The organism is Sorangium sp. So ce887 (genome assembly GCF_051521455.1).
Lineage (GTDB): Bacteria > Myxococcota_A > Polyangia > Polyangiales > Polyangiaceae > Sorangium.
Map to the genome: position 1 here is coordinate 9,531,223 of NZ_CP150354.1, position 25,850 is coordinate 9,557,072.

Below are 25,850 nucleotides of genomic sequence, written 5' to 3' on the forward strand. Positions count from 1 at the left end.
CCTCCTCGGCGCACGACCGGGCACCGTGTCGCCCAAGAACGAACCGTCGGTCGCCCCCAGGCGTTGTACCCAGGAATCGCCTTGCTTTCGAGCGTAGCACCGGGTTTGCTTGGAGGCGTCCGCCCGATCGGTAGGGCGAGGAGGCATTGGACTATGCGCAAGGTGTGGGCGGCTACGGTAGTGGCGGCGGCGGCGCTGACGACAGCGCCACGACCTGTTGAGGCGTGCGGCGGATTCTTCTGCGGACGACAGCCGGTGGACCAGACCGCGGAGCGGATCGTGTTCGCGACGAACCAAGACGGTTCGGTCACGATGGTGACGCAGATCCAGTATGCGGGCGCGGCGCCGGACTTCGCCTGGGTGGTTCCGCTCGCCGAGGTGCCGGCGGTGGAGAGCCTTGCGGTGTTCCCGCAGCTTGCGCTCACCGCCCTCGATGCGGCGACGGGCCCGCAGTTCCAGTGGCCCGACGACCCGAGCTGCTCCCCCCCCGTGTTCGCGGGGGGCGGGCCCACCTCGGGCGGCACCGACGACGGCGGCGTCACGGTGCACATCCGGGAAGAGGTCGGGCCGTATGACGTGGCCGTGATCGAGTCGACCGATCCCACGGCGCTCATCGAATGGCTTCGCAGCAACGACTTCCGCGTCAACGACGCGATGGCGCCGTACATCGGCATCTATACGAGCGAGGGGATGAAGTTCCTCGCGCTGCGGCTCCAGCCGGACGCTGAGGTCAGCGACATCCAGCCGTTCCGCTTCACGCTTCCGTCCGGGTCGCCGTCGATTCCGATCCGGCTGACGGCGATCGCGGCCGAGCCGGAGATGGGCATCACCGTGATGGTCCTCGGCGACCGGCGCTATGGGCCGGCCAACTGGCCGGACATCGAGATCGACGACAACCAGATCGTCTGGAGGCCGTACGATTGGCCGACGCAGACGAACTGGACGGCGCTCGTCGCGCGCGGCGTCGACGAGGCCGGCGGTCGCGGCTTCGTCACGGAGATGAGCGGACCGACGGCCAGCATCGCCGAGCAGGTCCGCAACACGATGAGCTCGGACGAGGCGCAGGTGGCCGCGCGCGACGCGCTGCTGCCGCTTCTGGAGAGCAACACGACCATCACCCGGCTCTATACCCGCCTGTCACCCGAGGAGATGACCGTCGATCCGATCTTTCGGCGCACCGACGGTCCCGAGGTATCGAACGTCCGCATGCTCGCGCGCTACGTCGACGGCCGCGACATGTGCGTGAGCGCTCCGGGCGCCGAGTCTGCCGCCGCGTCGGCGTGCGACTTTGCGGCGTGCGGCGCAGGCGGCCTGTGCCGCGTCGTCGAGGTCGCAGGCGGCACCCAGCCTGTGGCCGGCTGCGCGTGCGTGCCCGGGACGACCGCGCGCACCACGTTCGATCCGTCGGGTCGGCCGACGGTGACCTGCCAGGACCTCCGCATGTCGTTCCTCAACCCGGGTGACCGGACGCTTCCTGACGCGCCGCCGCTGGCGGATCCTTGTGCGACGTTCGATTGCGGCCCGCACGGCGAGTGCGTGCCCATGAACATGACGCCGACCTGCCGCTGTTCGACGGGTTATGTGGCGGTAGGCGCCATCGCCGGCGACGGCAGCCGGGAGACGACCTGCGTGCTTCCCGACGAGCCCGTCCCCGCGTCCTTCTACAACAGGCGCGTCCCGCACCTGCCCGATTCGCTGCCGGGCGGCCGACCGGTCGATGTGCCGCCGCCCGCCGTCGAGTCCGCTGCTTCTGGAGGCTGCAACGCCGGCGGCCATGCTGGCCGTGCCGGCGGACTCGGCGGCGCGCTGCTCGGGCTGCTGCTTGTCGTGCGCCGCCGCCGGCGCTCCTAGTACTACAGCCGCACGTCGCGGAATCTCCGCGGATTTCGATGAGCGGGCGGACGATCGTGACGCTTGGCTCCTCCGCACACGGATGGAGCCCAGCTCGTTCGGTGCTCACCGACGTGCGGCTGTAGTACTAGTACTACAGCCGCACCTCGACATCGATCTGGTTGGACCCAGGATCCGGCCATGGATCCGGGGGCAAGCGAGCTGCCAGCAGCGGCCGCGTGGGACGCGTTGGCAGCAGATTTTGAGGCCTTTCACGCGCGATTTGCGGCGCTGTTCGCGCGCAGCGAGCCGCGCGAGCAGGCGATCAAGTACGTGCGCTCGCTGATGGGTCCGGCAGCGCGGCGGAACGGTTGGCAGCTGGCCGAGGCCATCGGGGACCCGACGCCCGATCGCGTGCAGCGGCTGCTGTACAGTGCGGACTGGAGCGCGGATGCGGCGCGCGATCTCCTGATGGACTTCACGATCGAGCAGTTCGGCGATCCGCAGGGCATCGGCGTACTGGACGAAACGGGCTTCCTCAAGAAAGGCACCAAGTCCGTCGGCGTGGCGCGGCAATACAGCGGGACGGCAGGCAAGATCGAGAACTGCCAGATCGGTGTGTTCCTCAGCTACAATGGCCCACGTGGACATGTGATCCTTGATCGTCGTCTTTACTTGCCAGAAGCGTGGTGCAGCGATCCGGAGCGGAGGCAGGACGCTCACGTTCCGGAGGATGTCGCGTTCCAGACCAAGCCGCAGCTGGCGATGCAGATGCTGCATGGCGCCTGGCAGCGAGGTGTACCGATGGCGTGGGTCGCCGGCGATGAAGTCTACGGGGACGACCCCGTGCTTCGCGACGGCATCGCCGCGCAGGGCCATCGGTATGTTCTCGCGGTCGTCTCGAGCACGCCGGTGTGGCCCGAGCGACCCGAGGTCGCGGAACCCCCTACCGAACGCGAACACCCTCGTGGTCCGCTCCGCACGCGCCCTCGTCTTGCACCGGGCGCGCCACACGCCTCCACCGTGGCAAAGGTGGCGGCGCAGTGGTCGCCGCAGCAATGGCATCGCCTTGCCGTCCATCAGGGCGAGAAGGGACCCATCGAGTACGACTGGGCCCGCGCGCGCGTCGTCGACAGCCGTCGGCGCTTGCCGGCCGACGAGGTCTGGCTACTGGCCCGCCGCTCTGTTTCGAAGCCGTCGGACGTGGCCTACTACCTGTCCAACGCCGAAGCCGACACGCCGCTGACAACGCTCGCGCACGTGGCCTCCACGCGTTACACGATCGAGCAGTGCTTCGAGGAGGCGAAGGATGACGTCGGCCTCGACCACTACGAGGTCCGCTCATGGCCGAGCTGGCATCGGTACATCACGCTCGGGATGATGGCCCTTGCGTGGTTGGCTTTCGTACGCGCGAAGCTTCCCGCGGAAGGCGCCTTCCCGTACGCCCCGGCGATGAACCCCGAGCTCGTGCCCAAAGCGGCGCGCCCGGGGCCGGGGAAGAAGGCCAAGTCCATGCGGGAGACGGCGCTTGACGCGTCGGGGGAAAAAAGCCTGCCGCGCCCGAAGAAAGCGACGGTCCGCCGACGCTGGCGCCCTGGAGCATTCCCGAAGTCCGTCGCCTGATGGAGCTGGTGCTTCCGCTGCCCGCCCATTCGCCCGAGTTCCGCTGGGCATGGTCGAGGTGGCGACGCCGAAAACGCGCCCAGGCTCGCGCCTGTTGCTACCGGCGCCGCCGCACCCGGCCGCTTGCCCGAGCCCGGGCTCCCTAACCGCGGCTGTAGTACTAGAGCGACAAACGGGTTGAAACCCCGAAAAAAAGCAGAAATTTCACAGGGAGGCGAGGAGGCGGGGAGCGAGAGACGGCGAGAGGGAGAGATTCTTTTTTTCTTCCTCCCCGCCTCCCCGCCTCCCTGTGAAATTTCTCCCGGTTTCAACATGATGGGTGTTCTAGTCTAGGAGTCCGCGCCGTGACCTGCTCGACCTCCGCCGCCGGTCTCGTCGTGCTCCTGGCGCTCGCTCCTGGCTGCGCCGGCGGGGACGAGCCGCCGGCGCAGGGCATCGCCGAGCTCGGCACCGGTGAGTGGCAGTTCGAGCCGCTGGCCGACGGCCAGGAGGTCGAGCTCGCCCACGGCGCGCAGGGCGGCTGGCACCTGTGGACCAGCGTCCGGACGCTCGGCCTGGAGCCCGAGGGCGTCGAGCTCGAGGTCACGACCACCGTGATCGGCGACCCCTCCTCGGCGACGACCAGCCGGGGAAGGATCGCGCTCACGGAGCGCGAGGACGGCCAGTGCGAGTTCATCGGATGGCCGGCCGTCCTCCGCGAGCCCGCCTGTGCCATCGGCCAACCGCTCCAGCTCAGGGGGGTGGTGACCGACGCGCGAGGCACGGTTGCGACCGGCGAGCGGCTGGTGCGCCCCCGATGGAACAGCGACGAAGCCTGTGCTGGGCGGCCGTAGGCCCGCAGGCCGTGGCACGAACGCGGCGCCTGCGATGCAAGGATAAGTTGTTGATACGCGTCATTTTTCCAGGAGAGAGGCGGCTCGCGCAAGGAACCTTGTCTCTCCCGAACAGCCCAGCTCGACGCCCCGGGGCCGCACGTCTAGTCTGCCGCGATGGGGTTCGTCGCGAGTCTCCTCATCGTTTACGGCGTCGCCGGGGTGGTGCTGGGCGCCGCCGTAGCGATCGCGATCGGGCGCTGCCTTCACCACCAGCGGCGCTCGCAGATCGCCGCGTACGCGCGGAGCCCTTCGGCCTCGCCCGGCGCGATGCGCGAGGGGTTCGCCCTCCTCCGCGGCGAGGTCGTCGCGGAGGACGCCGCGCCGGACGAGGCGGTGATCGCGGTCGAGATCCCGTGCAGCGGCCGGGCCGGCGCCGCGCCGGGCGCGTGGCACACCCGGGCGCGCGCGTTCTCGCTCCGGCTCCCCTCGGGCGCCGCCGTGCGCGTCGAGCCGGTGTGCAGCCGGCTGAACCTCGACACGACCTTCGTCCCGGCGCGCCGCGACGGCGTGCCCGTCTACCTGTCCGAGGTCCGCCCGGGCGACGCGATCTACATCGCGGGCTCGGTGCGCCGCGATATCGACGCGAGCGCCGCCGGCAAGGGGTACCGCGACGCCGCGCGGGCCTGGGTGCTCCGGGCGCCCACGTACGGCAGCCTCTGCGTCTCCTCGGAGACGGTCATCGCGCGCCATGCCCGGCGCGCGCGCTTCCACCGCGCCTGGGCGCTCGCGCTCGGCGCGGCGCTCACGGCGCTGCACCTCGGCCTCTTCCGGGCGTTCCACGCGAGCGTCTTCGGCGCTGTCGGCCCGGCCGGCGGCATCGGCGTCGGCACGGCCGCGCTCGCGCTGTTCTTCGTCGGCGCCGCCGCGCTCGCCTACCGCACCCTGGCCGAGCAGACCTCGCCCTGGACCGAGCTCCGCGTGGAGCGCCCCAGGGCAGCGTAGAGCGGCGAGCGGGCCCCGCGTCCCGTTCGCGGCGCTCTTCGAGCTCCTGCCGATGCCCCTCTCCATCGACCGCACCAGCGGGCGGCTCGCCGGCGAGGTGACCGCGCTCCCGGGAAGCGGGCGCTGGAGCGGGGGTCGCCTACGCGCTCTCCCGCCGCGGCCCGGGCGGCGCCGCGCCGTGGCCGCCGGCGGAGCGCCCCCGCCGGGGCTCCGCGCGCCGGCCGCGCGCGCCGGCGCGGAGCCAGGCGGCGGCGCCGATCGCGACGGCGGCGAGCGCGGCGCGCCACCCCGAGCCTGAGCCCGGGCGGCGGCCGGCGGGCGGCGCCATGCCGCAGGTGATCTGCTGGTCCGCCGCGCACTCCGGCGAGAACCCGTGGGGAGGGATGGGGTTGCACTCCGACGTGGAGAGATCCCGAGGGGGGTAGATCTGGCAGATGCCCGCGATGTCGTCCGCGTGCAGCGTCCGGAAGTTCATCGGATCCGACCGCTCGTAGCGGTCGTGCATGGTCGCCTCCGGGCCGGCCAGGGAGTGGTCGAGGCCCAGGAAATGCCCGGCCTCGTGCGTGACGATGGCGAGGAGGTCCTCCCTCGGCGCCGCGGAGTCGTCCCCGACGGTGAAGTTGTAGAGATCGGTGTTGATCTCCATGTCGGCGCCCCAGAGATCACCTGTGTTCTTGTCGAACTGCACCGTCGTGAGCGCGAGCATCTCGCTCCTGTGCCCCGCGGCCGCGAGCCAGCCCAGGTCGCGGAAGGCGACCACGTTGGCGTTGCCCGGCACGAGCCCGTCGACGACCCGGGTCTTGCCGTCCCTCGCGTTCAGCTCCACCGCGCTGCAGCTCACGGGCCCGAGGTTCTGCACGCGGAAGCCGGGGGTTCCCCCGTCGCAGGGCGCCTCCTGCCATGTCCTGAACGCGGCATCGAGCACGTCGGAGGTCTCCTGGTAGGAGATCTCGCTCGACGCGTCCTCCTGGACGCTGAAGCCGATGCAGCTGCCCTTCCAGCGGAGCGGCTTGCAATAGCCGACCGGCAGGTCGTCCTGCAGGCAGAGCTCCGAGACCTTGCAGGTGTTCGAGCGGCAGTAGGCCGAGGCCTGCTGCGCGCTCGCCAGCGCGGCGAACGCGGCAGCCGCGCAAAGGCACCTCGCACTCTTCGTCGACATCGACTCCTCCACGATCGCTTGACCGTACGGCGACGGTACCAGCCCGCGGCGGGGGCGTGGGGATTTCGCGGCCGGGCGCCCTTGCCGCCCGCGGGCCCGGCGCCATCCTGAGCCCATGGGGCGTGCTCGTGGGTGAGGAGGGCGGCGGGGCGGATCCGGCCCAGGACGGGGCGGATCCGGCCCAGGACGGGGCGGATCCGGCCCAGGACGGGGCGGCGGCGCCGAGCTTCCTGTGCGACGCGATGCTCGGCGGCCTGTCGCGCTGGCTTCGCGGCGCGGGGTACGACGCGACGTTCGAGCACGGGATCGACGACGGCGATCTCGTGCGGCTCGCGCAGCAGACCGGCCGGGTGCTGCTGAGCTCCGACGCGGGGGTGTTCGACCGGCGCCCCCTGCGCACGGCGGCCGTGCGCGGGCTGTACGTGCCCCGCGGGCTGCGGCCGATGGAGCAGGCGGGCTTCGTGCTGCGGGAGCTCGGGCTGCGCGTGCGGGATCCGCGGTGCATGGCGTGCGGCGGCGCGCTCGCGGCCGCGCCGAAGGACACGGTGCGCGGCGCGGTGCCCGGGAGGGTGGCGGATCGCTACGACGAGTTCTGGCGCTGCGAGCGCTGCGACAAGGTCCTGTGGAAGGGCAGCCACTGGGAGGGCATCGCCGCCGGCGTGGCCGCGGCCGCGGCCGGCGCGGGCGCCGAGCCCCCCGCGGCGATGTCGATCGCGGCACGTCGACAACGCAGCTCGACCTGAAGGTCGAGCGTCTCCCCCCGCCCGAACGGCTCGGCGGCCCGGCCGGCGCACGCTACAGGCACGTGTTGTCGACGACCACGCCGGTCGCCTCGAAGCGCTCGGTCTCGGGCTCCCCGTCGAGCGTGGCGGTGATGTCCATGTCGATGATGCACGGGATGCCGGTGACCGGCTCGGACTCCCACGACATGGTGCCGGCGGCGCCGGTCACGTCGTGGAGCCCGTCGGCGTCCGGCGTGCGCGGCTGCGTGCAGTCGCGCATCTCCCCGGTGAGCGACACGCTGAGCAAGGCCCAGAGCTCCGGGAGCTCGACGGCCGCAAAGTGCGGAGGGCTCTCGGTCGGCCAGGCGAGGTAGAGCGTCAGGCACCGGTCCGCCTCCAGATCGGCGTGGTGCACGTAAACGCTATCGTGCGCGCCGACCACGTAGTCCGCGCTGGCGCAGGACGTATCCTCCGACGCGTTCATCCCGGCCGCGTGCGCCAGGCACGCATTGCAATAGACGCGCTGATCGCACCCGCAGACCCCCGGGCAGTCCTCGGGACAGTCCCCGAGGCTCGGCCGGGGGACGCACACGCCCTGCGCCTCTCCGGGGCACGCGTCGTCAGCCGTCTCGCGGGTGTCGCAGTACTCCGTCTCGCCGCAGGTCGCTCCCGCGCTCCCCCCGCAGACGACCGGCGCCCCGCCCCCGCCGCCCCCCGTCGAGCTTGCGCCCGCGCCGCCCGCGCCGCCCGCGCCGCCGCTCCCGGGCGGCGCCTCGGTGTCGTCGCCGCAGGCAGCGAGGAGGAGTGCGAAGAGAGCTGAGCCAAGCAGTCGACGATTCATGCGCGCACTATGCCATGACCGGTTGCCGGAGAGGAGCTCCACCTGAGGTCACTGCGCCGTGGACGGTGCGGTGAGGCCCGAGAGCGCATCGTGCAAGTCGAGCGGGCGCGGAGTCGCGTGCGGCGCTGCTGGCTTCGCGGAGCTGCTCGCCTGGGGACGACTCACGATTCGCTGCGTGTCGCGTGCGAACATGGCACCCCCCCGGCTCCTCTCGACCACCGTGTCACGGCGGGAGCGAGGACAGGTCGTGAAATGTGCTCCACCACGTCGTCTGGCCGCTTCACGGACGGCCAACGGCCCACCGAGCGGCTCGCCGGCCAGCGCGCCCTCCGGTCCTTCTCGCGCGCCCGCGCCGTTCCCGCCGGGTCTCCTTCCTGCAGATTCCTGCAAGAACGAGCGTGAATTCTGTAAATTTCGAGCTGCGTGACGCGATGCTTTGCGGGATGGCGACGAAGGCATTTGGCGTCAACATTGTAAGCAATTGCAATGTGAGAGTCGAACGTCGATTTTATGATTGCCAATCAACATGTGACTGGTACAACCATGGAACTGTCGTATTCGTCCGGATGTGACAATTTCCATCGGTGGTCGCGTGGGGTCGCGTCGCGTGGGGTCGCCTGGTGTCGCACCTCAAGCTGGACGGGAAGCAGCAGGCCCGCGCTGGTCGCAGGTAGCTCAGGACGGACATCGACGATGATTTGAATTGATGCGATAGGGCGCATCTCCTGGTCGCTAGCTTGGAGAAGCTTATGACAACATTGCAAACACTTGGATACGGCTCTCTTTTTCTGCTGCTGGGCGCGTGCGGGGTCGCTGGTGACGAGGGGCTCCCTGACGATGTGCAGAACGACAGCAACCCGGTTGTCGTGTCGAACGTCTCGGATGGCACGTATGTGATCAAGTCGGTCAGGAGCCGCAAGTGCCTCGACATTGCCGGGGGCAGCAAGGAGAACGGCGCCAGGGTGGAGGCGCGGTCCTGCAACGGAACGGATACGCAGAAGTTCCGGGTCTCCAGCGTTGGAGGCGACCTCTTCAAGATCGCGAACGTCGGCAGCGGGAAGGTCCTCGACGTCACGGACGGTAGCCTCGACGCAGGCGCCGCGCTCCGCCAATGGGACTACGTCGAGGGAGGGCACCAGCAGTTCACCTTCGTGAACCGGGGCGGCAACGACATCAGCGTCCATGCGGGGCACACCGACATGGCTCTGGATCTCTACCGGAGCAGCACGGCGAACGGGACCGCGATCATCCAGTGGCCGTGGCGCGGCGGTACCAACCAGCGATGGACCTTCGACAAGGTGGACGGCGGTACCACCGACCCGCCCCCGCCCCCGCCTCCGACCCCGGGCGGGGACGAGATCCTCGTTCCGGCGTCGGGCGCGTGGCTCGGGCAGTATTACGGCGACGGGAGCATCGCCCAGACGAGCGCCAGGCTCGGGCGGACGCTGAAGCTGCATCTGACGTACTACGATTTCACCCACAACTGGGTGGGCAGCGAGACGAAGGCCGATCTGAACGCAGGTCGCACCCCGTTCGTCAACTGGGAGGTCTTCGACACCCCCCTCGACGAGATCATCAACGGCTCTCACGACGCGATGCTCGCGCAGCGAGCGCGCGACGCGAAGGCGCTCGGCAAGAAGTTCTTCGTCGACTTCGGTGCCGAGATGAACGGCGACTGGTCGCCTTGGGGTGGTGCGCAGAACGGAAAAAGCCCCGACAAGTACATCGCGGCCTACCGGCACGTGCATGACGCGCTCCGGTCTGCGGACAACATCGTGTGGGTCTGGTGCCCGAACGTGACGGATGAGCCGCGCCAGGCGTGGAACCAGGCGATGGGCTACTACCCGGGCGACGACTACGTGGACTGGACGTGCGTCGACGGGTACAACTGGGGCTCCTCCGGCGGAGGCGGCTGGCAGAGCTTCCGCGATGTGTTCAAGAACATCTATCCGAAGCTCGCGGCGAAGGGCAAGCCGATCATGATCGGCGAGATGGCATCTGCCCAGTCCGGTGGCAACAAGGCGCAGTGGATCGACAGCATGATTCCGACGCTGCGCTCCGACTACCCCCTGATCAAGGGCGTCATCTGGTTCGACGTCAACAAGGAGACGGACTGGCGCATCCGCTCGTCGACCGAGTCGCTGGACGCCTTCGTGCGCATGGCGAACGATCCGTACTTCAATCCGTGACGGCGGTAGAGGTCGAGCTCCTCTCGCACCGCTTTGGGTGGAACGGGCGCGGAGACGTGCGACGCGTGCAGGGATCATGCGATCGACGGCGGCGCGTCGGGGTCGCTCTGCTGGATCGAGTGATGTCTACATGCCCATCGGGCCCGGCTCGTGGCGGAGGAGGACCTCACCGCCGATCGGTGGAGGGGTGAGGGCGCGGAGGCCGCCGTCCTTCCAATGCAGGAAGGCGAGCGAGGGGTCTTCGAGGTCGCGATCGAAGGTGACGGCGAAGCGGGTCGGCTGACCTGCGTCGTCGGCGAGGACGCGAACCGACCAGGCGCCGAGCGGGACGACGTCGCCCGCGCGGAGGGGGTGGCGCTTGGCGCGGACGACGTTCTCGAAGGCGCCGTCGAGGAGGCGGCCCTCGACCGTGATCTCGAGGGTGCGGGCGTCGACGCGGCGGACGCGGTGGTCGTAGCCCGCCATGCTGAGGAGATCGACGGTCGCGGGCGGGGGTTTGAACGCGACCTGGAGCCCGGACGCGAGGTACATGCCGACGAGCGGATCCGAGAGCCCGATGCCGAGGACGCGCACGCCCTCGCGTCGAGGGATCTCGGCGCGGGCGAGGACGTCGAGCGCGGTCTTCGAGGTGGTCGTGAGGTGCATGATGCCGAAGAGGAAGACCGGCGCGGCGAGCACGACGTGGGTGAGGCCGAAGAGGGCGACGCCGGCGCGCGCGGGGGCTGCGGCGAGGGCGCGCTCGTCCTGAGCGCGGCCGGCGTGGAGGAGGACCGTGGCGAGCGCGGCCAGGATGCCGAGGTTGGGGAGGAAGAGGACGCGATCGCCGGGGATGCCCGCGGCTCCGGGGAGGAGCGCGAGCACGGCGCCCACGAGCAGCCAGCGGAGGGTGCGCGCGTGCTCGGGCGCGATGCGCCGCAGCGCGCGGCGGAGGAGCAAGGAGAAGGCGACGAGCGCGAGCACGCCGAGGGTCGCGAGGACGCGCGCGGCGCGGGGGTTGAGGGCCGAGACCTCCGAGGGGACGCCGAGCAGCGCGGCCTCGGCGAAGACGGCGAGGCGCACGGGGAGCGCGGGCAGGAAGGTCGACGCCTCGGTGATGGGGTCGAGGTAGCCGCCGGAGCCGTAGGCGCCGAAGTGGAGCGCCTTGTAGGTGATCGCGTAGACGAGCGCGAGCGCGACCCAGGGGGCGAAGGCGCGGGCGCGGCGGGCAAGCGGCTCGTCGCGGCCGAGGAGCTCGTAGGCGAAGACGTAGGCGAAGACGCCGAGCGCGGCCTCGCCGGCGAGGAGCGCGATCGCGGCGCAGGCGAGGGCGCCGATCGCGGCGCGGCGATCGTCGCCCTCGCGGGCGCGGAGGTGGAGGGCGAGCGCGCTGAGGCCGAACGCGCCGACGATCGCGACGTGGCGCGACGAGGGCCAGCCGGCGGCCATCCAGTGGGCGGGGGCGATCGCGAAGATCAGGGCCGCGACGGCGGCCGTTCGCTCGGGGAGGAGGCGCCGGAAGAGGAGCGCCGCGGCGAGCACGGCGGCCGCGTACCAGGCCATCGAGTGCACGTGGTAGGGCAGCGGGTTGCGGCCGGCGAGCGCGTGGTCGAGCGCGAGCAGGCCGCTCGAGAGCGGGCGGAAGAACGAGAGGCGAAGCTCGGGCAGGGTCCACCAGGGGAAGGTGCCGCCGCCGAAGAGCTGGGCGCGCTGCTCCGCCGAGCCGTCCGCGAAGGTGTAGAGATGAAAGGGGCCCGGCACCGGGGAGGGTATCGTGCCCTCGAGGCGGAGGACCATCATCTGGTCGTCCGTGTAGAGCTGGGCGAAGAGGGAGGGGAGCGGGAGGAGTATCGCGAGCGCCAACGCGATCCAGAGGGCGCGCGGGAAGCGGAGCATGGCGCCATCATGGGGCATGCGTGGGCGAGATGAAGCAGGGATCCGCTCGGGGCTCACGGTTCCGTGCAGTCGAGCATCTGCTCTCACGCGCCGGCCTTGCAGGCCCAGGCCGTGACGCAGGTCGTCGCTCTTAGGCACCCCGCCGCCGGCGGAGCGCGCCGGCCAGCACGAGCGCGATCGCCGCGAGCGGCGCCCCGAGCGAGCCCCGCGCGCCGGCCACGCGGCAGCCGCAGCCGCCGTCCGCGCCGGCGCCGTCCGCGGCGGCCCCGCCGGAGCCGCCGCCGGTACCGCCGCTACCACCCGCGCCGCCGCTGCCTGCCGGCCCCGTGGTGCCGCCGCCCGCGCCGACGTCCAGGCCCGCGCCCGTCGAGCCGCCGGCCCCGCTGCCCGCTGTCGTGCTCGGGTCGTCCACGCAGGCGCCGCCGGCGCAGGTCTGCCCGCTCGGGCACACCGCGCCAGCGCACGAGTCCACGCAGGCCCCGGCGTCGCAGCGCTGGCCGGGCGGACACGCGACGTCGACGCAGGCCGGCGCCCTGCAAAGCCCGCTCGCCTCCTCGCACGCGCTTCCGCCCGGGCACGGCGTGCAGGGACAGCTCGGCTTGCACACGCCGCCGTCGCAGACCGCGCCGCTCTCGCAGGTCACGTTGGTGCACGGGTCGACACAGACCCCGACCCGGCACACCGCCGGGAAGGGGCACTGCACTCCATCGCAAGGCGCGCGGCACTCCCCGCCGATGCACACCTGCCCCGCGTCGCAGACGACCTCGACGCAGGCTGGATCGACGCAGAACCCCGCGGCATTGCACTCCTTCTCCGACGGACACCCGAACTCACCCCTGGTGCACGCCTGCACGCACACGCCCCGGTCGCAGACCTGATCCGTCGGGCAGAGCTCGCCCTCGTCGGTGGTGCCGTTGCAGTCGTTGTCGAGCCCATCGCAGGCCTCCTGCGATGAGGGCACGAGCCCCTGGCAGGTGAGCCCGTCCGCCGCGCACTGGGTCAACCCCGGCGCGCACACGCCGGGCAGCCCGGTCTCGCACGGCTCGCCGCCTCCGGCGCAGGTGAGGCCGCTGAAGAAGTAGACGTAATCGTTGTAATCGCCGTCGTTGTTGAAGTCGCCGGGGTTTGGGCCGACGCTGCCGTCCTCGAAGGCGACGTAGAACGCGTTCGGCGTGACCACCGAGGTATAGATGACCGCGGTGACCCAGGGGCCGGGCGGGGCGCAGCCCGTGCACACCTGATTCCACCGCTGCTCGGAGTAATGAATCTGCGAGCCGATGAGCGCGAAGCCGATCTGCCCGCCCGCATAGGCGGGATCGCTCCGGATATCCGCGGCGGTGACGAGGGTGCCGACGGGGGCGCCGGCGGGGACGATCTCGTGGATGTCATCGAGCGCCGGCGGCGCCGCGGCAGCGGGGTCGACGTTGTACCAGCCGACCCCGAGCCGAGCCCCGGTCTGGGTGAGCACGAGCTCCGCCGTGAAGCCGCAGAGCGGCGAGAAGGTGGACGGCGTGGTGTTCCCATCCGCCTGGTAGTCGATCGCCTCTCCCCGGTCGGCGAACAGCGTATAGAGCTGGATCTCTCGGTTCATCGAGTCCCGCGGCATCACGGCGCCGTTCGGCTGCGTGACAAGCGCGCTCGCGGAGAGCGGCGAGAGGCCGAGTGAGAGAGCCCCCAAGAGAATCGAAGCGTATCTCATCACACGGTGATACAGAAACGCGCGCCCCAGCGTCAACGGAAACATTCGACGACAGCAGACGAGCAAAGTGTCGGGCGCCCGCCTGCAACGCCGTTTCCTCGGCGCTCTTCCGCGTGAACCGCGGCTCTGCGATCGCGGTAGTCGCGACCCGACCCGGGTTGCGCGACGCGGCGCGGCCCGACCCAGGTCGCCGCGAACCGGCCCAGCTCGCTGTGGCCGGCGGCTCGCCTCCGGAGGGCACATCCTGCCGCCAGGCCAGGACATCAGCCGGCACGCGCTCGGAGCGCGCTCGACGCGGAGTTGCGATGCGCGGTGACGCTCGTGCTTGCCGCTCCGGCGCACGTGAGGCAAGGAGCATCTGCGGCGGCGATTCGCGACGCAAGCGGCGCCTCGTCTCCGAGCCAGATCACGCCGCCCCGTGAGCCCATGACAAATCCCCGAATAACAATCGCTGGCTTCGACATCGAATGGGACCTGGAAAACGGCATCAATCAGTGGGCCGGAATGCCCACCCTGAGCATGTGGATCCCGAGCTCGGTGGCCGACCTGATGTCGGGCATGGTGGCGATGGTGGGGGTCGACCGCTTCAATCTGTGTCTCCAGCTCGGGGGACGGCGGAGCGTCGACGGCGACTGGTCCATCATCAGCACGCAGCCGACCTTCGAGGAGGGCTTCCTTCGGCTCAGCGAGATCTGCAGGCCGTCCGGCTGGGGACGATGGGAGTTCGTCGCGCTGGACCGCGAGCGCCGTGAGGCCCGGTATCGCACCTTCAACAACTGGGAGTCGATCTACCAGCGCGCGCTGGGGGTCAGCTGGGGGAGCTCGATGACAGCCGGCAAGCTGGCCGGCATCACCGAGCGCCTGTTCGGGGTCCCTTGCTGGGCCGAGCAGACCGCGTTCGCGGCGAAGGGCGCGGAGTACGACGAGTTCCTGGTCCGCCCGACCGACGAGACCGTCGAGGCGCGGCTGGTAGCGTTCCTCGAGACGGATCAGGCCACGAGCACGGATCTGGCTGTCGCGCTGGCCACGCTCAAGAAGGAGGTCGCCGAGCGGGAGCGGACCGAGCTCGCGCTGCGCGAGAAGCTGCAGCTCATCGAGCAGCAGGAGTCGGCGCTCTGCGCGATGGTGGCGCCGATCATCCAGGTGTGGGACGGCGTGCTCACCGTCCCTGTCATGGGGGGGCTCGACAGCCAGCGCGCGTCCGCGATGATGGAGCGGCTGCTCGGCGCGATCGTCGACAGCCAGACGCGCCACGTCATCCTGGATCTGACCGCGGTCGATGCGGTGGATACGGGCACGGCCGATCACCTGATCCGCATCGTGCGCGCGGTGGAGCTCCTCGGCGCCCGCGTGGTGGTGACCGGCATCCGACCCGCGGTGGCGCAGACCGTCGTGTCGCTGGGCATGGACCTCGAGCGGATCGTGACGTTGCGCAACCTCCAGGAGGGCCTCAAGGCGTGCATGGCCGCAGGCTCCGGCGCTGTATCCCGCCTCGGGTGACGGTGGGTCCCTGCGCGATCCCCCCTCCTGAAGAAGCGACCTCGACTCGATAACTTACCCGCCATCGAAGGGCCACCTCCGCGCCGCGACCCGCGGGAGCGCTACGCACTTTTTTCCAGGTGAGCGCACCCTCCCTCGGGTGCTTCACTGGGCGGCATGTCGATCATCCAGCTTGGCTTCGATCGGTCGGTCGTGGCTCGGGGTTCCGACGCGGAGGTCGTCGGCTCCCCCACCGCGAAGATCCAGCTCCTCGCGGACAGCAGCGCGACGGGCGGAGCCCTCTCCACCGTACGTGTGACGCTCGCGAAGGACGCGGACGGCGCGCGGCCACACCGCCACGACGGCTCGGCCGAGATGTTCTACGTGCTCGACGGCGCCGTGCAGGTCCTCTCGGGGCGCGACATCGTGACGGCCGAGAGGGGCGATCTCCTCGTGGTCCCGCCCCGGGTCGCCCACGCCTTCGCGGCCGCGCGCGGCAAGAGCGCGGAGCTCTTGATCGTCATCACCCCAGGGGTCGAGCGCTTCGAGTACTTCCGCAAGCTCACGCGTATCGCGCAAGGCGAGGAGCCGCCCGAGACCTTGCGCGACGTGCAGGAGCTCTACGATACGTACTTCCTGAGCAGCCCCGAGTGGGACACGGCGCGCCGGTGAACGCGCCTCCCGTCGAATCGATGGGCGATGTGAGCTCCCCGGCAGGCCGTGAAGCGAGGTGTGGCCCAACGCGGGCCCAACCGGCCGCCTTCGGGAGCGCCAGTGTCCACCGCGGGGGGTTGGTAGCGCCGCTCCGGGCCAGCGCGTGCCCGGGGGGCGCGGCGGCAAGGGAGCCCTCGTCGCCCGTCAAGCCCGCCTCCGGTTCCGCGGGCGCGGGACCACCTCCCCCCACACGCTTGCACGCCGGCGCAAGCAGTTGTCCCGATCGCCCGCCCAGCCGCCTAGTACTACAGCCGCACGTCGGTGAGCACCGAACGAGCTGGGCTCCATCCGTGTGCGGAGGAGCCAAGCGTCACGATCGTCCGCCCGCTCATCGAAATCCGCGGAGATTCCGCGACGTGCGGCTGTAGTACTAGAACGCCGAACAGGTTAAAATTCAGCTAAATTCAACAGATTGTGGCACCCGTCGGAGCCGCCGAGGAGCACGCTGGAAGGGCACGGCACCCAGTCAGACGAGAGACCGCAAGGGCGCGAGAGGCGCAAGGGAACAGAGATAGAACTATATTCTTCTCCCCCCTTGCGCCCCTTGCGGTCCTCTTCCCATGAGTCGATTTTAGCGGAATTTCAATGTGATCGGCGTTCTAGATGCTGCCGCGACGGCCGTCCGTCGCGAGCTGCTCACGGCCTATCGACTCCTCGCACCGAGGACGATCGCGCTCCCGGCGCTCACGCACGCCATCGCGCTCAACCTGCTCCCGGGCGCGGTGCTCACGGCGCTCGTGCACGTCGCGCTCGGGCTGCGCCCCGTCGCGCTCCGCTTCGCGCGGCCTGGCCTCGCCTGAGGCTACCCCGCGCCGGGCCGTCCCCTCCTCGACGCGACGCCCGAGCGCCTCACGGCGACGACCAGGGGTGAAATCCGCCGATTGACAGAGGGCGCATCATCTCCTATCGTCACCTTACGATGAGAACGACGCCAGAGGCGACCGACCGCTGCTGTCCGCCTGCGCGCGAGCAGGTAGACCTCCGGCCGATCGAGGGCGACGAGGCCGACGAGGAGCTGGCCAGCCTGTCGAAGGCGCTCGGACACCCGGCGCGCGTGAAGATCGTGCGTATCCTGATCCGAAAGAACGCGTGCGTCTGCGGCGACATCGTGGACGAGCTGCCGCTCGCGCAGTCGACGGTCTCGCAGCACCTGAAGGTGCTCAAGGAGGCCGGCCTCATCCGCGGCGACGTCGACGGCCCCCGCGTCTGTTACTGCATCGAGCCCCGGGCGCTCCGGCGTCTGAAGGCCCTCGTCGGGGGGCTCTGATGGCCGTCGCACGTCCATATTATCGTTCATCGACGATTAACTAAATGAAGTTCCCATGTCCGTGACCCTCCGCGTGTTCGACCCCGCCATGTGCTGTTCCACCGGCGTCTGTGGACCGAGCGTCGATCCCGAGCTGGCCCGCTTCGCCGCCGACGTCGACTGGCTTCAGAAGCAGGGCGTCACCGTCGAGCGCTATAACCTCTCTCAGCAGCCGTCCGCGTTCGCCGGAACGCCTGCCGTGAAGGAGGCGCTCGCGCGCGGGACCGAGGTGGCGTGTGGCTGTGGTGCCGTGGGCTGCACCGAAGGCCGCACAAGCCCGGCTCGATCTCTTCGCTGAGCCCGGCCAGGTGAGCGCGGAGGCAGCGCCATGACAGCGCAGTCGGGTACGGACGCCTCGCACGACCACAAGGAACTGAACTCGCATGACCAGCGCGAACGCCGACCTGCTCGGCAAGCTCTCCTTCCTCGACCGCTACCTGACGCTCTGGATCTTCCTCGCGATGGGCCTGGGCGTCGCCCTCGGCTTCCTCGCGCCCGGCTTCACGACTGCGCTCAACAACATGAGCGTCGGCACGACGTCGATTCCTATCGCGGCCGGGCTGATCCTGATGATGTACCCGCCGCTCGCCAAGGTCCGCTACGAGGAGCTCGGCAAGGTCTTCCGCAACAAGCGGGTGCTCACTCTGTCGCTGGTCCAGAACTGGATCATTGGCCCGCTGCTGATGTTCGGGCTCGCGGTGGTGTTCCTGCGCGACAAGCCCGAGTACATGCTCGGCCTCATCCTCATCGGGCTCGCGCGCTGTATCGCGATGGTCATCGTCTGGAACGATCTCGCCAAGGGCGACACCGAGTACTGCGCCGGGCTCGTGGCCTTTAACTCGATCTTCCAGGTCCTGTTCTTCTCGGTCTACGCGTACTTCTTCGCCACGCTCCTGCCGACCTGGCTCGGACTCGAGGGAGCCGTCGTGAACATCAGCATCGGCGAGATCGCGACGAGCGTGGCCATCTACCTCGGTGTGCCCTTCGCCGCCGGGTTCCTCACGCGACGGGTGCTCGTGCGCGCGAAGGGGCGTGACTGGTACGAGAAGGCGTTCGTGCCTCGCATCGGCCCCATCACGCTCGTCTCCCTGCTGTTCACCATCGTGGTGATGTTCTCGCTGAAGGGCGAGACCATCGTGCAGCTGCCGCTCGACGTCCTTCGCATCGCGGTGCCGCTGCTCATCTACTTCGTGCTGATGTTCGCGGTGTCGTTCTTCATGAGCAAGCGCGTCGGCGCGGACTACAAGCAGTCGGCGACACTCTCGTTCACGGCTGCGTCGAACAACTTCGAGCTGGCCATCGCTGTCGCGATCGCGAGCTTCGGCATTCACAGTGGTGCGGCGTTCGCGGCGGTCATCGGTCCTCTCGTCGAGGTGCCCGTCCTCATCGGCCTCGTGAACGTCGCCCTGTGGGCGCAGAGGCGCTTCTTCCCCAACACCCCGCTCGAGGTCGCACCGCCCGCATGCGCCGGCCCGAGCACTCCCGAGAGCAAGGCCTGACCACGATGAACACCGGCAAGACGATCCTTTTTCTTTGCGTCGCCAATTCGGCACGCAGCCAGATGGCCGAGGGCCTTGCTCGCAAGCTCTTCGGCTCGCGCATCGCCGTGCAGAGCGCGGGGAGTGAGCCGTCGAAGGTGAACCCGTACGCAATCGAGGTGATGCGCGAGGTCGGGGTCGAACTGACGACGCACCACTCGAAGTCCGTGCAGACGATCGACGCCACCACCGTGGGCACGGTCATCACCCTCTGCGCCGAGGAGGTCTGCCCGGTCTTCCTCGGCAAGGCGCGCCGGCTGCACTGGCCCATTCAGGATCCGGCGAGCAAGGATCCGTCGATCCCGCGCGAGGAGATGCTGACACGGTTCCGGACCGCACGGGACCAGATCCTGGCGAGGCTCGAGGTGCTCGACGCGCTGCTCGACCTCCCCGAGGGGCCACTGGCGCAGGAGCTCCACGCCAGCGTGCGCGTGAAGGATCTCGCGAAGAGCACGCGTTTCTACGCCTGGCTCCTCGGCGCCGAGCCGAAGGAGTGGACGCATCGCTACGCGACCTTCGTTCGGCCGGAGCTGCACACGAACTTCGTGCTCGTCGTCGCCGACGGCAAGGAGCTGCACCGAGACACGCTCTACCACCTCGGTATTGCCGTCGCTGACAAGGCCGCGGTCGTTCGGTCCTACGAGCTCGCGACGGCCGCCGGGTGGACGGTGAGCAAGCCGCCGCGCACGACTTGGCGTGGCACGCCGCTCCACGAGCTGTGGCTCGAGGACCCTGACGGCAACCTCGTCGAGATCTACGCCCGGCTCACGCCGGACGAGCTCGCCGAGAAGCCGGAGAACCTCGAACCCACGGCGTTGGCGTAGCGCATGCGCGGCCCCGCCTGGCTCCGACCGGTGACGGGAGAGCTGCTGGGCAGCGCGTTCCTCGTCGCCGTCATGGGTCGGCGCTCACCGGAGTGAGCGACTCTGCCGTTGCCTTCGACCACTCGCTACGGAGTGCCTCGCGCGTACCCCGGCGAACGATCGGCGAGGCGGTGGCAGGCCCCGAGAAGAGGTCCCGAGCACAGGACCCTACGTCCAGTGGTTCTTGATCACTGTCCAGCCATGCCGTACACTCGGCGGCGATGGCGCCGGGAACCAGCCTGCAGCAAGGGAGCGCGCACCGCGCGCCGGCAGCGGCGTCGCATCCGCCGGCACACTCGGGCGCTCCCCTCGTGGCCCTGACGCCACCGTAGCGTTGCGCTCGCGACGGGCGTGACGTTGCGCGCGCGACGCTGGCACGCCCACGCGAGCCCCTTCGGTGAGGCCGCCGAGGCCTTCCGCGCAGCGTCGCGCGCGTCGGGAGATCACCATGAAGCTGGGAAGAAACGACCCGTGCCACTGTGGCTCGGGCCAGAAGTACAAGAAGTGCTGCCTCGACAAGGACCAGGCCCAACGTGCCGCGCAGTTCGCCGCCGAGGCTGCAGAGCGCCGGGCTGCAACTGTCGAGAACACGCAAGAGCGTCACCCGGATGGTCCCGCGGCCCACGCAAGGGTGCCCGGCGGCACCAAGCCGAAGCTGCCGACGGGACCCACGCCGACACCGATTCGGAGGCGAGCGGTGTGAATGGCTCGCTCGCCGATTCGCGGGTGTGGACACGTCCAAGACAGGAAGACCCTACCCGATGCGATGGCGCCTGGCAGTGACATGATGCGGCGCCGCCAGCGCTCGGACGCCGAGGCTTCAAGCGGCCGCGAGGCGCCAGAGCTCGGCCAGGTGGACAAGAGCTCGCCGACGCGCCTTTGCCCTCAGCAGCCGGCCGCCGACGAGCTCGATGGCGACGGCGGTCATCTGCCCGGGCCGCGTTGACCGGCGTGGGTGGAGCTGGTAGCCCCCTTGGCCGGGCCCGCGCGACAGCGCTGCGCGCCGCCCCGGCGCCGACACGCCTCGGAGGTCCACGCATGTTCCGCAAGACGCTCGCCGCTGCTCTCCCGCTCTCGCTCTCGCTCTCGCTCGCGCTCTCCGCCGTCCCCGGCGAGGCCGCCGCCTCGAACTACCCGCCCAGCTACGATTATTGCGGGCCCACGGCGACGGTGCACACCGGCCCGTTCGAGCTCATCCAGGATCCGGTGCGGAGCGACGCCGCGAAGCTCACCGTGGCCTACCGCGGCTACCTGCGCGCCCATTACCCGGATCACGAGATCAACCTCTACGTCCGGCTGAACGGCAGCGACGCCTTCCTCCCGGCGAGCGCCGGCGCGCACGGCGACGCCTACGTCCTCGCCAGCAACGCGCCCCGCGACTGCGCGTGGTGCTCGCCGCCGCCCGACGACGCGGGCCTGCGCGTCTGCGGCGGCGCGCCGCTCCCGCCGAGCTCGAGCGGCACCTGGGTCTGCAATGAGCCGACCGCGGTCGAGGAGGCTCTCTTCCTCTGGGCCTACGACGAGTACGGCCACATGAACGCCTGGGACATCGAGGTGGCCGCCGAGTCCCACGGCCTGTGGGACAGCGACCTCGGGGCGAACTACGCGGCGCGCTTCGAGGCCCGATCGAGCTGCTTTTGAGCGCCCCGCGCGGGCGACGGTGGGAGGCACGCAGATGGCAGAATCGTTGAACAAGGAGAAGGCGCGGCGCGCGGCCTCGCGCCGGGACAGGCCGGGAGAGCAGTGCCGGGCCGAGCCGGGCGCCTTCCGTCCCGTGGTGGACCGGAACCGGTGCGAGGCGAAGGGCGATTGCGTCGAGGTGTGCCCTTATCAAGTCTTCGAGGTCGCCCGCATCGCGAGCGCCGATTTCGAGGCCCTCTCGCTGCGCGGCAAGCTCAAATCACTCGTCCACGGCCGGAAGACGGCGATGACGCCGGACGCGGCGCGGTGTCAGGCGTGCGGCCTCTGTGTCGTCGCCTGCCCGGAGAAGGCGATCCAGCTCGTCCCGGCGCGCGGGGCGGGGTAGCCGGTCCCATGGGCCGGGCGCGCCCGGCCGGGCTCAGGCGACGCTGCGCGCGGTCCCGGACGCGGGCGCGGCGCCGTACGCGGCGCGGTACCGCGCGTACCGATCCATGAGCTCGCTCGTGGTCTTGGGCATGGGCACACGCGCGCGCGTGATGTACGAGATCACGTTCTTGCCGCGGACGATCAGCTCGACGCCCCGGGCCGCCTGCTCCCGCTCGGCGGGCGAGGCGTCCGGGCCGAGCAGCGGCTGGAAGGCGGCGAGCTTCTCCGCCGACACGACGAACGACGTCCAGACCTCGAAGATCTCGGCGTCGGTGCGCAGCGTCTCGCACTTCACCTTGGCCGCGTTCGCGAGCTCGCAGGCCAGGCGGTCCAGCCCGGCGAACATCGGCAGGCCCGCGAAGGTGGCGATCATCTCGTCGCGAATGCCGTCGATCGCCCTCATGCTCTGTGCGATCTTCACGTACCGGCTGTTGTAGAACGCCTCGATCGGGAAGGAGAAGGCCTTGAACGGCTCTCCCCAGAGCTCGTCGAGCCCCTCCTCCCCGCTGCGGTGGAGCACCATCTTCCCGAGGGTCAGCGCCTCGAGGAGGTGCTCTCCGCACTCGCGCATGAGGGCGTTGTCGGGCTCGATGGCGACGCCGAGCTCCTGGATCTCGACGAGCTTGGTGAAGATATCCGCCGCGCGATTGAAGATCGCGCCGGCGAGCATGGCGCCCTTGACGCGCTTGCGCTGCGGGTCGGTCTCGGACTCGAAGGCGCGCCGCGCCTCGTCCAGCCGTTTCCCCGGCACGTTGATGCCGTGCTCGACATGGTTGAACAGGCGCCGCGTCAGCGCCTCGATGAGGCGCTTCTTCGCGAGCAGCGTGTCGGCCGGCGCCTCGTACGCCTTGATCCAGTAGCCGTAATAGTAGACCCGCAGCTGGCCGTCGATGATCTGCTTCTTCCCGAGCGGTATCGCGCTGTCCATGGCCCGCCTCCGATCGGCTGCCAGGCGGCGCCCCGCGCCGGAAGCGCGGGGATGCGTGCCCGTGCGAGATGCGAGTAGCATGCGCGCGAGGCGGCCCGCAAGGCGCGAGCGACGCGATCCAGCAGAGTCGTCCGCCGGAAACCGGGACTTAACCGACAGGAAAGACAGAGGCTCGCGGGGTGATCCCGGCGGCCGCGCGCGCCCGCAAGCGAGGCCGCGGGGCTACTGCGCGCACCCCTCGAGCTCGGCCATCATGCGCCAGAAGGCCATGGCCTTGCTCTCGCAGCTGCCCTGCGTCGTGTGGGTGTGCTCGTACTCCGCGTTGCCGGACGTCTCCACGTCGAAGCGCGGGTGCTGCATCGGTATCTCGACGCCTTCCACCTCCGCGGTGTGCCGCTCGCCGTCCCAGTGAACATCGAGGTCCTCGAAGTCATAGAGGATCTTCCCGTGCTCCCGGGAGAAGTCGCGGATCTGCTGGTTGCGCTTCGTGCGGTTCACGCCGTTGTACTCCTCGTCCCCTGGCCCGGTCATGTAGATGAAGGTCACCTCCGGGAACTCCTGCCCGAGCGCGTCGAGCACGTCGAGGTAGCGCTGCACGTCCTCCTCGGTCTGCTCGGAGATCTCGGACGACCATGCCCACATCGTGTACCGGATCTCCGGGTGCTCGCTGAGGATGGTGCGCAGCTCGCCGACCCCGGCATCGGTCGCCCAGTACTGGTCGCCCACGACGAGGTTGTTGTCGATCATCCCGTCCCACATCCGAAAGACGCCGGTCTCCGCCGGGACGCCGCAATACTCCGTCTCGAAGCCGTAGGCGGGAGAGTTTGCCTCGAGGCTCTCGGCGCCCACGATGATCTGGTAGCCGTGCGAGCGATGGGCATAGTGGAAGACGAAGTCAGCCGACTTGAGCGCATCGATGCAGCTCGCCGGGATGCCGTCGAGCGTCGCGTGCCGGTGGTCGAAGGTCCGCGCGTCCGCGGGATCGGGATCGGGATCGCCGCCCGACGCCGTGCTCGCCCCGCCCCCCGACGCCGTGCTCGCCCCGCCGCCCGACCCCGTGCTCGCCCCGCCGCCCGATCCCGTGCTCGCCCCACCGCCCGACCCCGTGCTCGCCCCGCCCGTGCCGCTGTCGCCCGCGGGTCGGTCACCCGCCGGGTCGTCGCCTCCACAGGCCGCGACGCCGAGAGCAAGGGTGAGCCCAACGACGATGAGATTTGAATGGTGCAAGAATTTTATCATGGCATTGTGGATTCTAGACGCGGGCAAGGAGAGCGCAACAGGTCTCGCAGGCGTTATCGTGCTGGCGCGCAGGGGCCGCGCTTGCGCAGCGCAGCACACCGAGCGCGGACGCAGCGCGCTGTCGCCGTGAAGGAAGCTCAGCGACGCGGGATGCGGAGGACGAATCCGCTGGTGCTCGGCGACGCGACCGGACCCGATCCGACGTCGATGGAACCGTGGAAGAGGCCCGCGGCCCAGAGCGTGCCGCCGGAGGTGAGCGCCATGCCCTCGGAGGAGCCGGCGCTCGACGCGTAGCGCTGGAGCGCCGTGACCTCCGAGAACGCGCTCGCGTGCAGCGCGAACGGGGTGTAGTCGAAGGTGACGCCATCGTCGTAGCGACCCGCCGCGTAGACGCCGCCCGCCATGTCGGGCGCGAGGCCGTACATCGTGCCGCTCGGCTCCGGCGTGATCACCCACTCGGCGGTCCCGCTCTCGGTGAGCTTCGCGACGAACGGTGTCCCCTCGATGTCCGCGTCCACCGTCGTCCCGAGCACATCGCTCTCGCCGCTCACCGTGCCTGCGAGGAACGTGCCCTCACCGACGGCGATCTCGTTGCCCATGTCGAACTCGGGCCCGCCGAAGCGCCGCGCGAGCCGGCCCTCCCCCGCGCTCGAGAAGCGGGCGATGAAGCCCATCATGGTCGAGCCGGCAGGCAGCGACAGCGCCTCGCCGTCGATGGTCAACGGCCCGTCGGCGTAGCCCGTGATCGACACGTCGCCCCCCTCGTGAACGGCGATGCCGGCCACGGCGCTGCCCGCGCCGCCGGGGTTGTTGAACACCTTGGCCCAGGCGACGTCGCCGTCCGGCGTGAGCTTCAGGAGGAACGGGGACTCGCCATCCACCGCCACGAGCCCGTCGCCGAAGTCGATGTCGTCGTCGACATAACCCCCCACGTAGACATGGCCCGTGGCGTCGGTCGCGATGGCAAAGCAGCGATCCGTGGCCGCCGAGGCGAAGCGTCTCGCCCAGAGCACGGCGCCGTCGGCGTCGAGCTTGGCCACCATTGCGTCGGAGTCGTCCGTCGCGCCGGACAGCGTCGTGCCCCCGATCGTGACATCGCCATAGAGCTCGCCCGCGAAGAGCACATTGCCCGATCGATCGACGGTCACGGCCGTCGCCGCGGATTGCTGCGCCGTGACGATGGGCGCCGACCAGAGGAGATGGCCCTCGGGATCGAGGCGGACGAGGAACGCACCCAGCTCGGTGATCGTCCGGTCGCCCAGCGCGATCTCGCCGAACCCCTCGCCGCTCACGTAGGCGCCCCCGTCCTCCGCTCCGGCGATCGCGATGTTCCACACCATGTTGCCCATCGCCCCCGCCGGGTGAAGGAAGATGGCGTCAGGCGCGGCGAGATCGACGCCCACGCCCGACGATCCGCCCGTCGCGTCGCCCCCGGCTCCCGCGCCGGCGCCGCCGGTACCGCCGGTACTGCCGGTACCGCCGGTACTGCCGGTACTGCCGGCGCCGCCGACGCCACCCGTACCGCCGCCGCTGCCCGCGGTCGCCGCGGTGGCCCCCCCGGCTCCGCCTCCTCCCAGGCCGGACGGATCGCCGTCGTCACCACACGCCGCGCACAGGAGCCCCAGAGTCAACCAGGTCAAGATTCTCATCCACGCACCGTAGGCGAGCGGAGCCCGCCTTCGCGCGTCCTTCGCGCTCCGGCGCTCGACAGAGCACGTTTGCCGCGCCAGATATTACTGAATTTTATCAGCGAGGGTGGACAGCCAGGGACAGACGCGCGCCAGCGCTCGATCTCGGTCTTGCTCGAGAGTGCGTGCCGGCGTGCCGGCCGCCTCGGGCGGCCCAGAGGGGGTGTTGGCGATCGCCGGTCGCCTTGTGGCCGTGTGAAACCCGGAGTCGCCCGGAACGTGGCGCACGGAAGAACAATCTATCTGTCATCTCCCGGCTCATCGTGGCCGGAACCA

Annotated in this window: 22 protein-coding genes and 1 pseudogene; 16 read left to right on the forward strand and 7 right to left on the reverse strand. The window is 70.1% G+C overall.

Annotation, left to right across the window (positions count from 1 at the left end; all coding sequences use genetic code 11):
• The first annotated feature begins 153 nt into the window (after positions 1-153).
• From WMF36_RS35615 to WMF36_RS35630, 4 genes are all read left to right on the forward strand, one after another.
• Positions 154-1,851: a DUF2330 domain-containing protein gene (locus WMF36_RS35615; RefSeq protein WP_437581993.1), complete on the forward strand. Its 1,698-nt coding sequence runs from the start codon at positions 154-156 to the stop codon at positions 1,849-1,851.
• 180 nt (positions 1,852-2,031) lie between these two features.
• Positions 2,032-3,453: an IS701 family transposase gene (locus WMF36_RS35620; RefSeq protein WP_437575267.1), complete on the forward strand. Its 1,422-nt coding sequence runs from the start codon at positions 2,032-2,034 to the stop codon at positions 3,451-3,453.
• Between the two features lie 344 nt (positions 3,454-3,797).
• A complete protein-coding gene (locus WMF36_RS35625) occupies positions 3,798-4,286 on the forward strand; it encodes a hypothetical protein (RefSeq protein ID WP_437575268.1) in 489 nt (162 codons plus the stop codon).
• Between the two features lie 156 nt (positions 4,287-4,442).
• Positions 4,443-5,270, forward strand: a complete 828-nt coding sequence (locus WMF36_RS35630) for a hypothetical protein (protein WP_437575269.1) — start codon at positions 4,443-4,445, stop codon at positions 5,268-5,270.
• Between the two features lie 139 nt (positions 5,271-5,409).
• Here WMF36_RS35630 and WMF36_RS35635 read toward each other — a convergent pair whose 3' ends face one another.
• Positions 5,410-6,429 (reverse strand): matrixin family metalloprotease, encoded by a 1,020-nt coding sequence (locus WMF36_RS35635; RefSeq protein ID WP_437575270.1) that lies wholly within the window; start codon positions 6,427-6,429, stop codon positions 5,410-5,412.
• A 56-nt stretch (positions 6,430-6,485) separates the two neighbouring features.
• Between WMF36_RS35635 and WMF36_RS35640 the strand changes: the two genes are divergently transcribed.
• The gene (locus tag WMF36_RS35640) at positions 6,486-7,172 is read left to right on the forward strand and encodes a Mut7-C RNAse domain-containing protein (RefSeq protein WP_437575271.1); all 687 of its coding nucleotides are present in this window, start codon (positions 6,486-6,488) and stop codon (positions 7,170-7,172) included.
• Between the two features lie 52 nt (positions 7,173-7,224).
• Here the strand turns inward: WMF36_RS35640 and WMF36_RS35645 are convergent, their stop codons facing one another.
• Positions 7,225-7,992: a hypothetical protein gene (locus WMF36_RS35645; protein WP_437575272.1), complete on the reverse strand. Its 768-nt coding sequence runs from the start codon at positions 7,990-7,992 to the stop codon at positions 7,225-7,227.
• A gap of 749 nt (positions 7,993-8,741) precedes the next feature.
• On the opposite strand from WMF36_RS35645, the gene WMF36_RS35650 reads away from it, so the two are divergent.
• A complete protein-coding gene (locus tag WMF36_RS35650; RefSeq protein ID WP_437575273.1) occupies positions 8,742-10,181 on the forward strand; it encodes an RICIN domain-containing protein in 1,440 nt (479 codons plus the stop codon).
• Positions 10,182-10,307: 126 nt separating this feature from the next.
• Here the strand turns inward: WMF36_RS35650 and WMF36_RS35655 are convergent, their stop codons facing one another.
• On the reverse strand, positions 10,308-12,053 hold the full coding sequence (locus WMF36_RS35655; RefSeq protein ID WP_437575274.1) for a hypothetical protein: 1,746 nt from the start codon (positions 12,051-12,053) through the stop codon (positions 10,308-10,310).
• A gap of 130 nt (positions 12,054-12,183) precedes the next feature.
• Positions 12,184-13,731, reverse strand: coding sequence for a hypothetical protein (locus WMF36_RS35660; protein WP_437575275.1), 1,548 nt, complete (start codon positions 13,729-13,731; stop codon positions 12,184-12,186).
• A 447-nt stretch (positions 13,732-14,178) separates the two neighbouring features.
• On the opposite strand from WMF36_RS35660, the gene WMF36_RS35665 reads away from it, so the two are divergent.
• The 10 genes and pseudogenes from WMF36_RS35665 to WMF36_RS35710 all read left to right on the forward strand — a co-directional run bounded on the left by WMF36_RS35665 (position 14,179) and on the right by WMF36_RS35710 (position 21,678).
• Positions 14,179-15,252: an STAS domain-containing protein gene (locus tag WMF36_RS35665; protein WP_437575276.1), complete on the forward strand. Its 1,074-nt coding sequence runs from the start codon at positions 14,179-14,181 to the stop codon at positions 15,250-15,252.
• A gap of 156 nt (positions 15,253-15,408) precedes the next feature.
• Positions 15,409-15,903: a cupin domain-containing protein gene (locus tag WMF36_RS35670; protein WP_437575277.1), complete on the forward strand. Its 495-nt coding sequence runs from the start codon at positions 15,409-15,411 to the stop codon at positions 15,901-15,903.
• Positions 15,904-16,532: 629 nt separating this feature from the next.
• A complete protein-coding gene (locus WMF36_RS35675) occupies positions 16,533-16,745 on the forward strand; it encodes a hypothetical protein (RefSeq protein WP_437575278.1) in 213 nt (70 codons plus the stop codon).
• Positions 16,746-16,864: 119 nt separating this feature from the next.
• A complete protein-coding gene (locus tag WMF36_RS35680) occupies positions 16,865-17,212 on the forward strand; it encodes an ArsR/SmtB family transcription factor (RefSeq protein WP_437575279.1) in 348 nt (115 codons plus the stop codon).
• A 55-nt stretch (positions 17,213-17,267) separates the two neighbouring features.
• Positions 17,268-17,480: pseudogene (gene arsD / locus WMF36_RS35685) on the forward strand (arsenite efflux transporter metallochaperone ArsD); the annotation flags it as partial.
• A 154-nt stretch (positions 17,481-17,634) separates the two neighbouring features.
• Positions 17,635-18,750: an ACR3 family arsenite efflux transporter gene (gene arsB, locus WMF36_RS35690; protein ID WP_437575280.1), complete on the forward strand. Its 1,116-nt coding sequence runs from the start codon at positions 17,635-17,637 to the stop codon at positions 18,748-18,750.
• A 5-nt stretch (positions 18,751-18,755) separates the two neighbouring features.
• Positions 18,756-19,613: a VOC family protein gene (locus WMF36_RS35695; RefSeq protein WP_437575281.1), complete on the forward strand. Its 858-nt coding sequence runs from the start codon at positions 18,756-18,758 to the stop codon at positions 19,611-19,613.
• 487 nt (positions 19,614-20,100) lie between these two features.
• On the forward strand, positions 20,101-20,355 hold the full coding sequence (locus WMF36_RS35700) for an SEC-C metal-binding domain-containing protein (RefSeq protein WP_437575282.1): 255 nt from the start codon (positions 20,101-20,103) through the stop codon (positions 20,353-20,355).
• Between the two features lie 335 nt (positions 20,356-20,690).
• Positions 20,691-21,293, forward strand: a complete 603-nt coding sequence (locus WMF36_RS35705) for a hypothetical protein (RefSeq protein ID WP_437575283.1) — start codon at positions 20,691-20,693, stop codon at positions 21,291-21,293.
• Positions 21,294-21,327: 34 nt separating this feature from the next.
• Positions 21,328-21,678 (forward strand): 4Fe-4S binding protein, encoded by a 351-nt coding sequence (locus tag WMF36_RS35710; RefSeq protein ID WP_437575284.1) that lies wholly within the window; start codon positions 21,328-21,330, stop codon positions 21,676-21,678.
• Between the two features lie 33 nt (positions 21,679-21,711).
• On the opposite strand, the gene WMF36_RS35715 is transcribed toward WMF36_RS35710, so the two are convergent.
• The 3 genes from WMF36_RS35715 to WMF36_RS35725 form a co-directional block, all read right to left on the reverse strand.
• Entirely contained in the window at positions 21,712-22,647 is a 936-nt protein-coding gene (locus tag WMF36_RS35715; protein WP_437575285.1) for a hypothetical protein, read from the reverse strand.
• A gap of 222 nt (positions 22,648-22,869) precedes the next feature.
• The gene (locus WMF36_RS35720; RefSeq protein WP_437575286.1) at positions 22,870-23,874 is read right to left on the reverse strand and encodes a hypothetical protein; all 1,005 of its coding nucleotides are present in this window, start codon (positions 23,872-23,874) and stop codon (positions 22,870-22,872) included.
• 149 nt (positions 23,875-24,023) lie between these two features.
• The gene (locus WMF36_RS35725) at positions 24,024-25,526 is read right to left on the reverse strand and encodes a hypothetical protein (RefSeq protein ID WP_437575287.1); all 1,503 of its coding nucleotides are present in this window, start codon (positions 25,524-25,526) and stop codon (positions 24,024-24,026) included.
• Between the last annotated feature and the right edge of the window lie 324 nt (positions 25,527-25,850).

Bases quoted from the DNA above. Each gene is read 5' to 3' on its own strand.
- WMF36_RS35615 (WP_437581993.1), top strand. From the start codon at position 154: ATGCGCAAGGTGTGGGCGGCTACGGTAGTGGCGGCGGCGGCGCTGACG.
- WMF36_RS35620 (WP_437575267.1), top strand. From the start codon at position 2,032: ATGGATCCGGGGGCAAGCGAGCTGCCAGCAGCGGCCGCGTGGGACGCG.
- WMF36_RS35630 (WP_437575269.1), top strand. From the start codon at position 4,443: ATGGGGTTCGTCGCGAGTCTCCTCATCGTTTACGGCGTCGCCGGGGTG.
- WMF36_RS35635 (WP_437575270.1), bottom strand. From the start codon at position 6,429: ATGTCGACGAAGAGTGCGAGGTGCCTTTGCGCGGCTGCCGCGTTCGCC.
- WMF36_RS35645 (WP_437575272.1), bottom strand. From the start codon at position 7,992: ATGAATCGTCGACTGCTTGGCTCAGCTCTCTTCGCACTCCTCCTCGCT.
- WMF36_RS35650 (WP_437575273.1), top strand. From the start codon at position 8,742: ATGACAACATTGCAAACACTTGGATACGGCTCTCTTTTTCTGCTGCTG.
- WMF36_RS35655 (WP_437575274.1), bottom strand. From the start codon at position 12,053: ATGCTCCGCTTCCCGCGCGCCCTCTGGATCGCGTTGGCGCTCGCGATA.
- WMF36_RS35665 (WP_437575276.1), top strand. From the start codon at position 14,179: ATGACAAATCCCCGAATAACAATCGCTGGCTTCGACATCGAATGGGAC.
- WMF36_RS35670 (WP_437575277.1), top strand. From the start codon at position 15,409: ATGTCGATCATCCAGCTTGGCTTCGATCGGTCGGTCGTGGCTCGGGGT.
- WMF36_RS35680 (WP_437575279.1), top strand. From the start codon at position 16,865: ATGAGAACGACGCCAGAGGCGACCGACCGCTGCTGTCCGCCTGCGCGC.
- arsB (WP_437575280.1), top strand. From the start codon at position 17,635: ATGACCAGCGCGAACGCCGACCTGCTCGGCAAGCTCTCCTTCCTCGAC.
- WMF36_RS35695 (WP_437575281.1), top strand. From the start codon at position 18,756: ATGAACACCGGCAAGACGATCCTTTTTCTTTGCGTCGCCAATTCGGCA.
- WMF36_RS35700 (WP_437575282.1), top strand. From the start codon at position 20,101: ATGAAGCTGGGAAGAAACGACCCGTGCCACTGTGGCTCGGGCCAGAAG.
- WMF36_RS35705 (WP_437575283.1), top strand. From the start codon at position 20,691: ATGTTCCGCAAGACGCTCGCCGCTGCTCTCCCGCTCTCGCTCTCGCTC.
- WMF36_RS35710 (WP_437575284.1), top strand. From the start codon at position 21,328: ATGGCAGAATCGTTGAACAAGGAGAAGGCGCGGCGCGCGGCCTCGCGC.
- WMF36_RS35715 (WP_437575285.1), bottom strand. From the start codon at position 22,647: ATGGACAGCGCGATACCGCTCGGGAAGAAGCAGATCATCGACGGCCAG.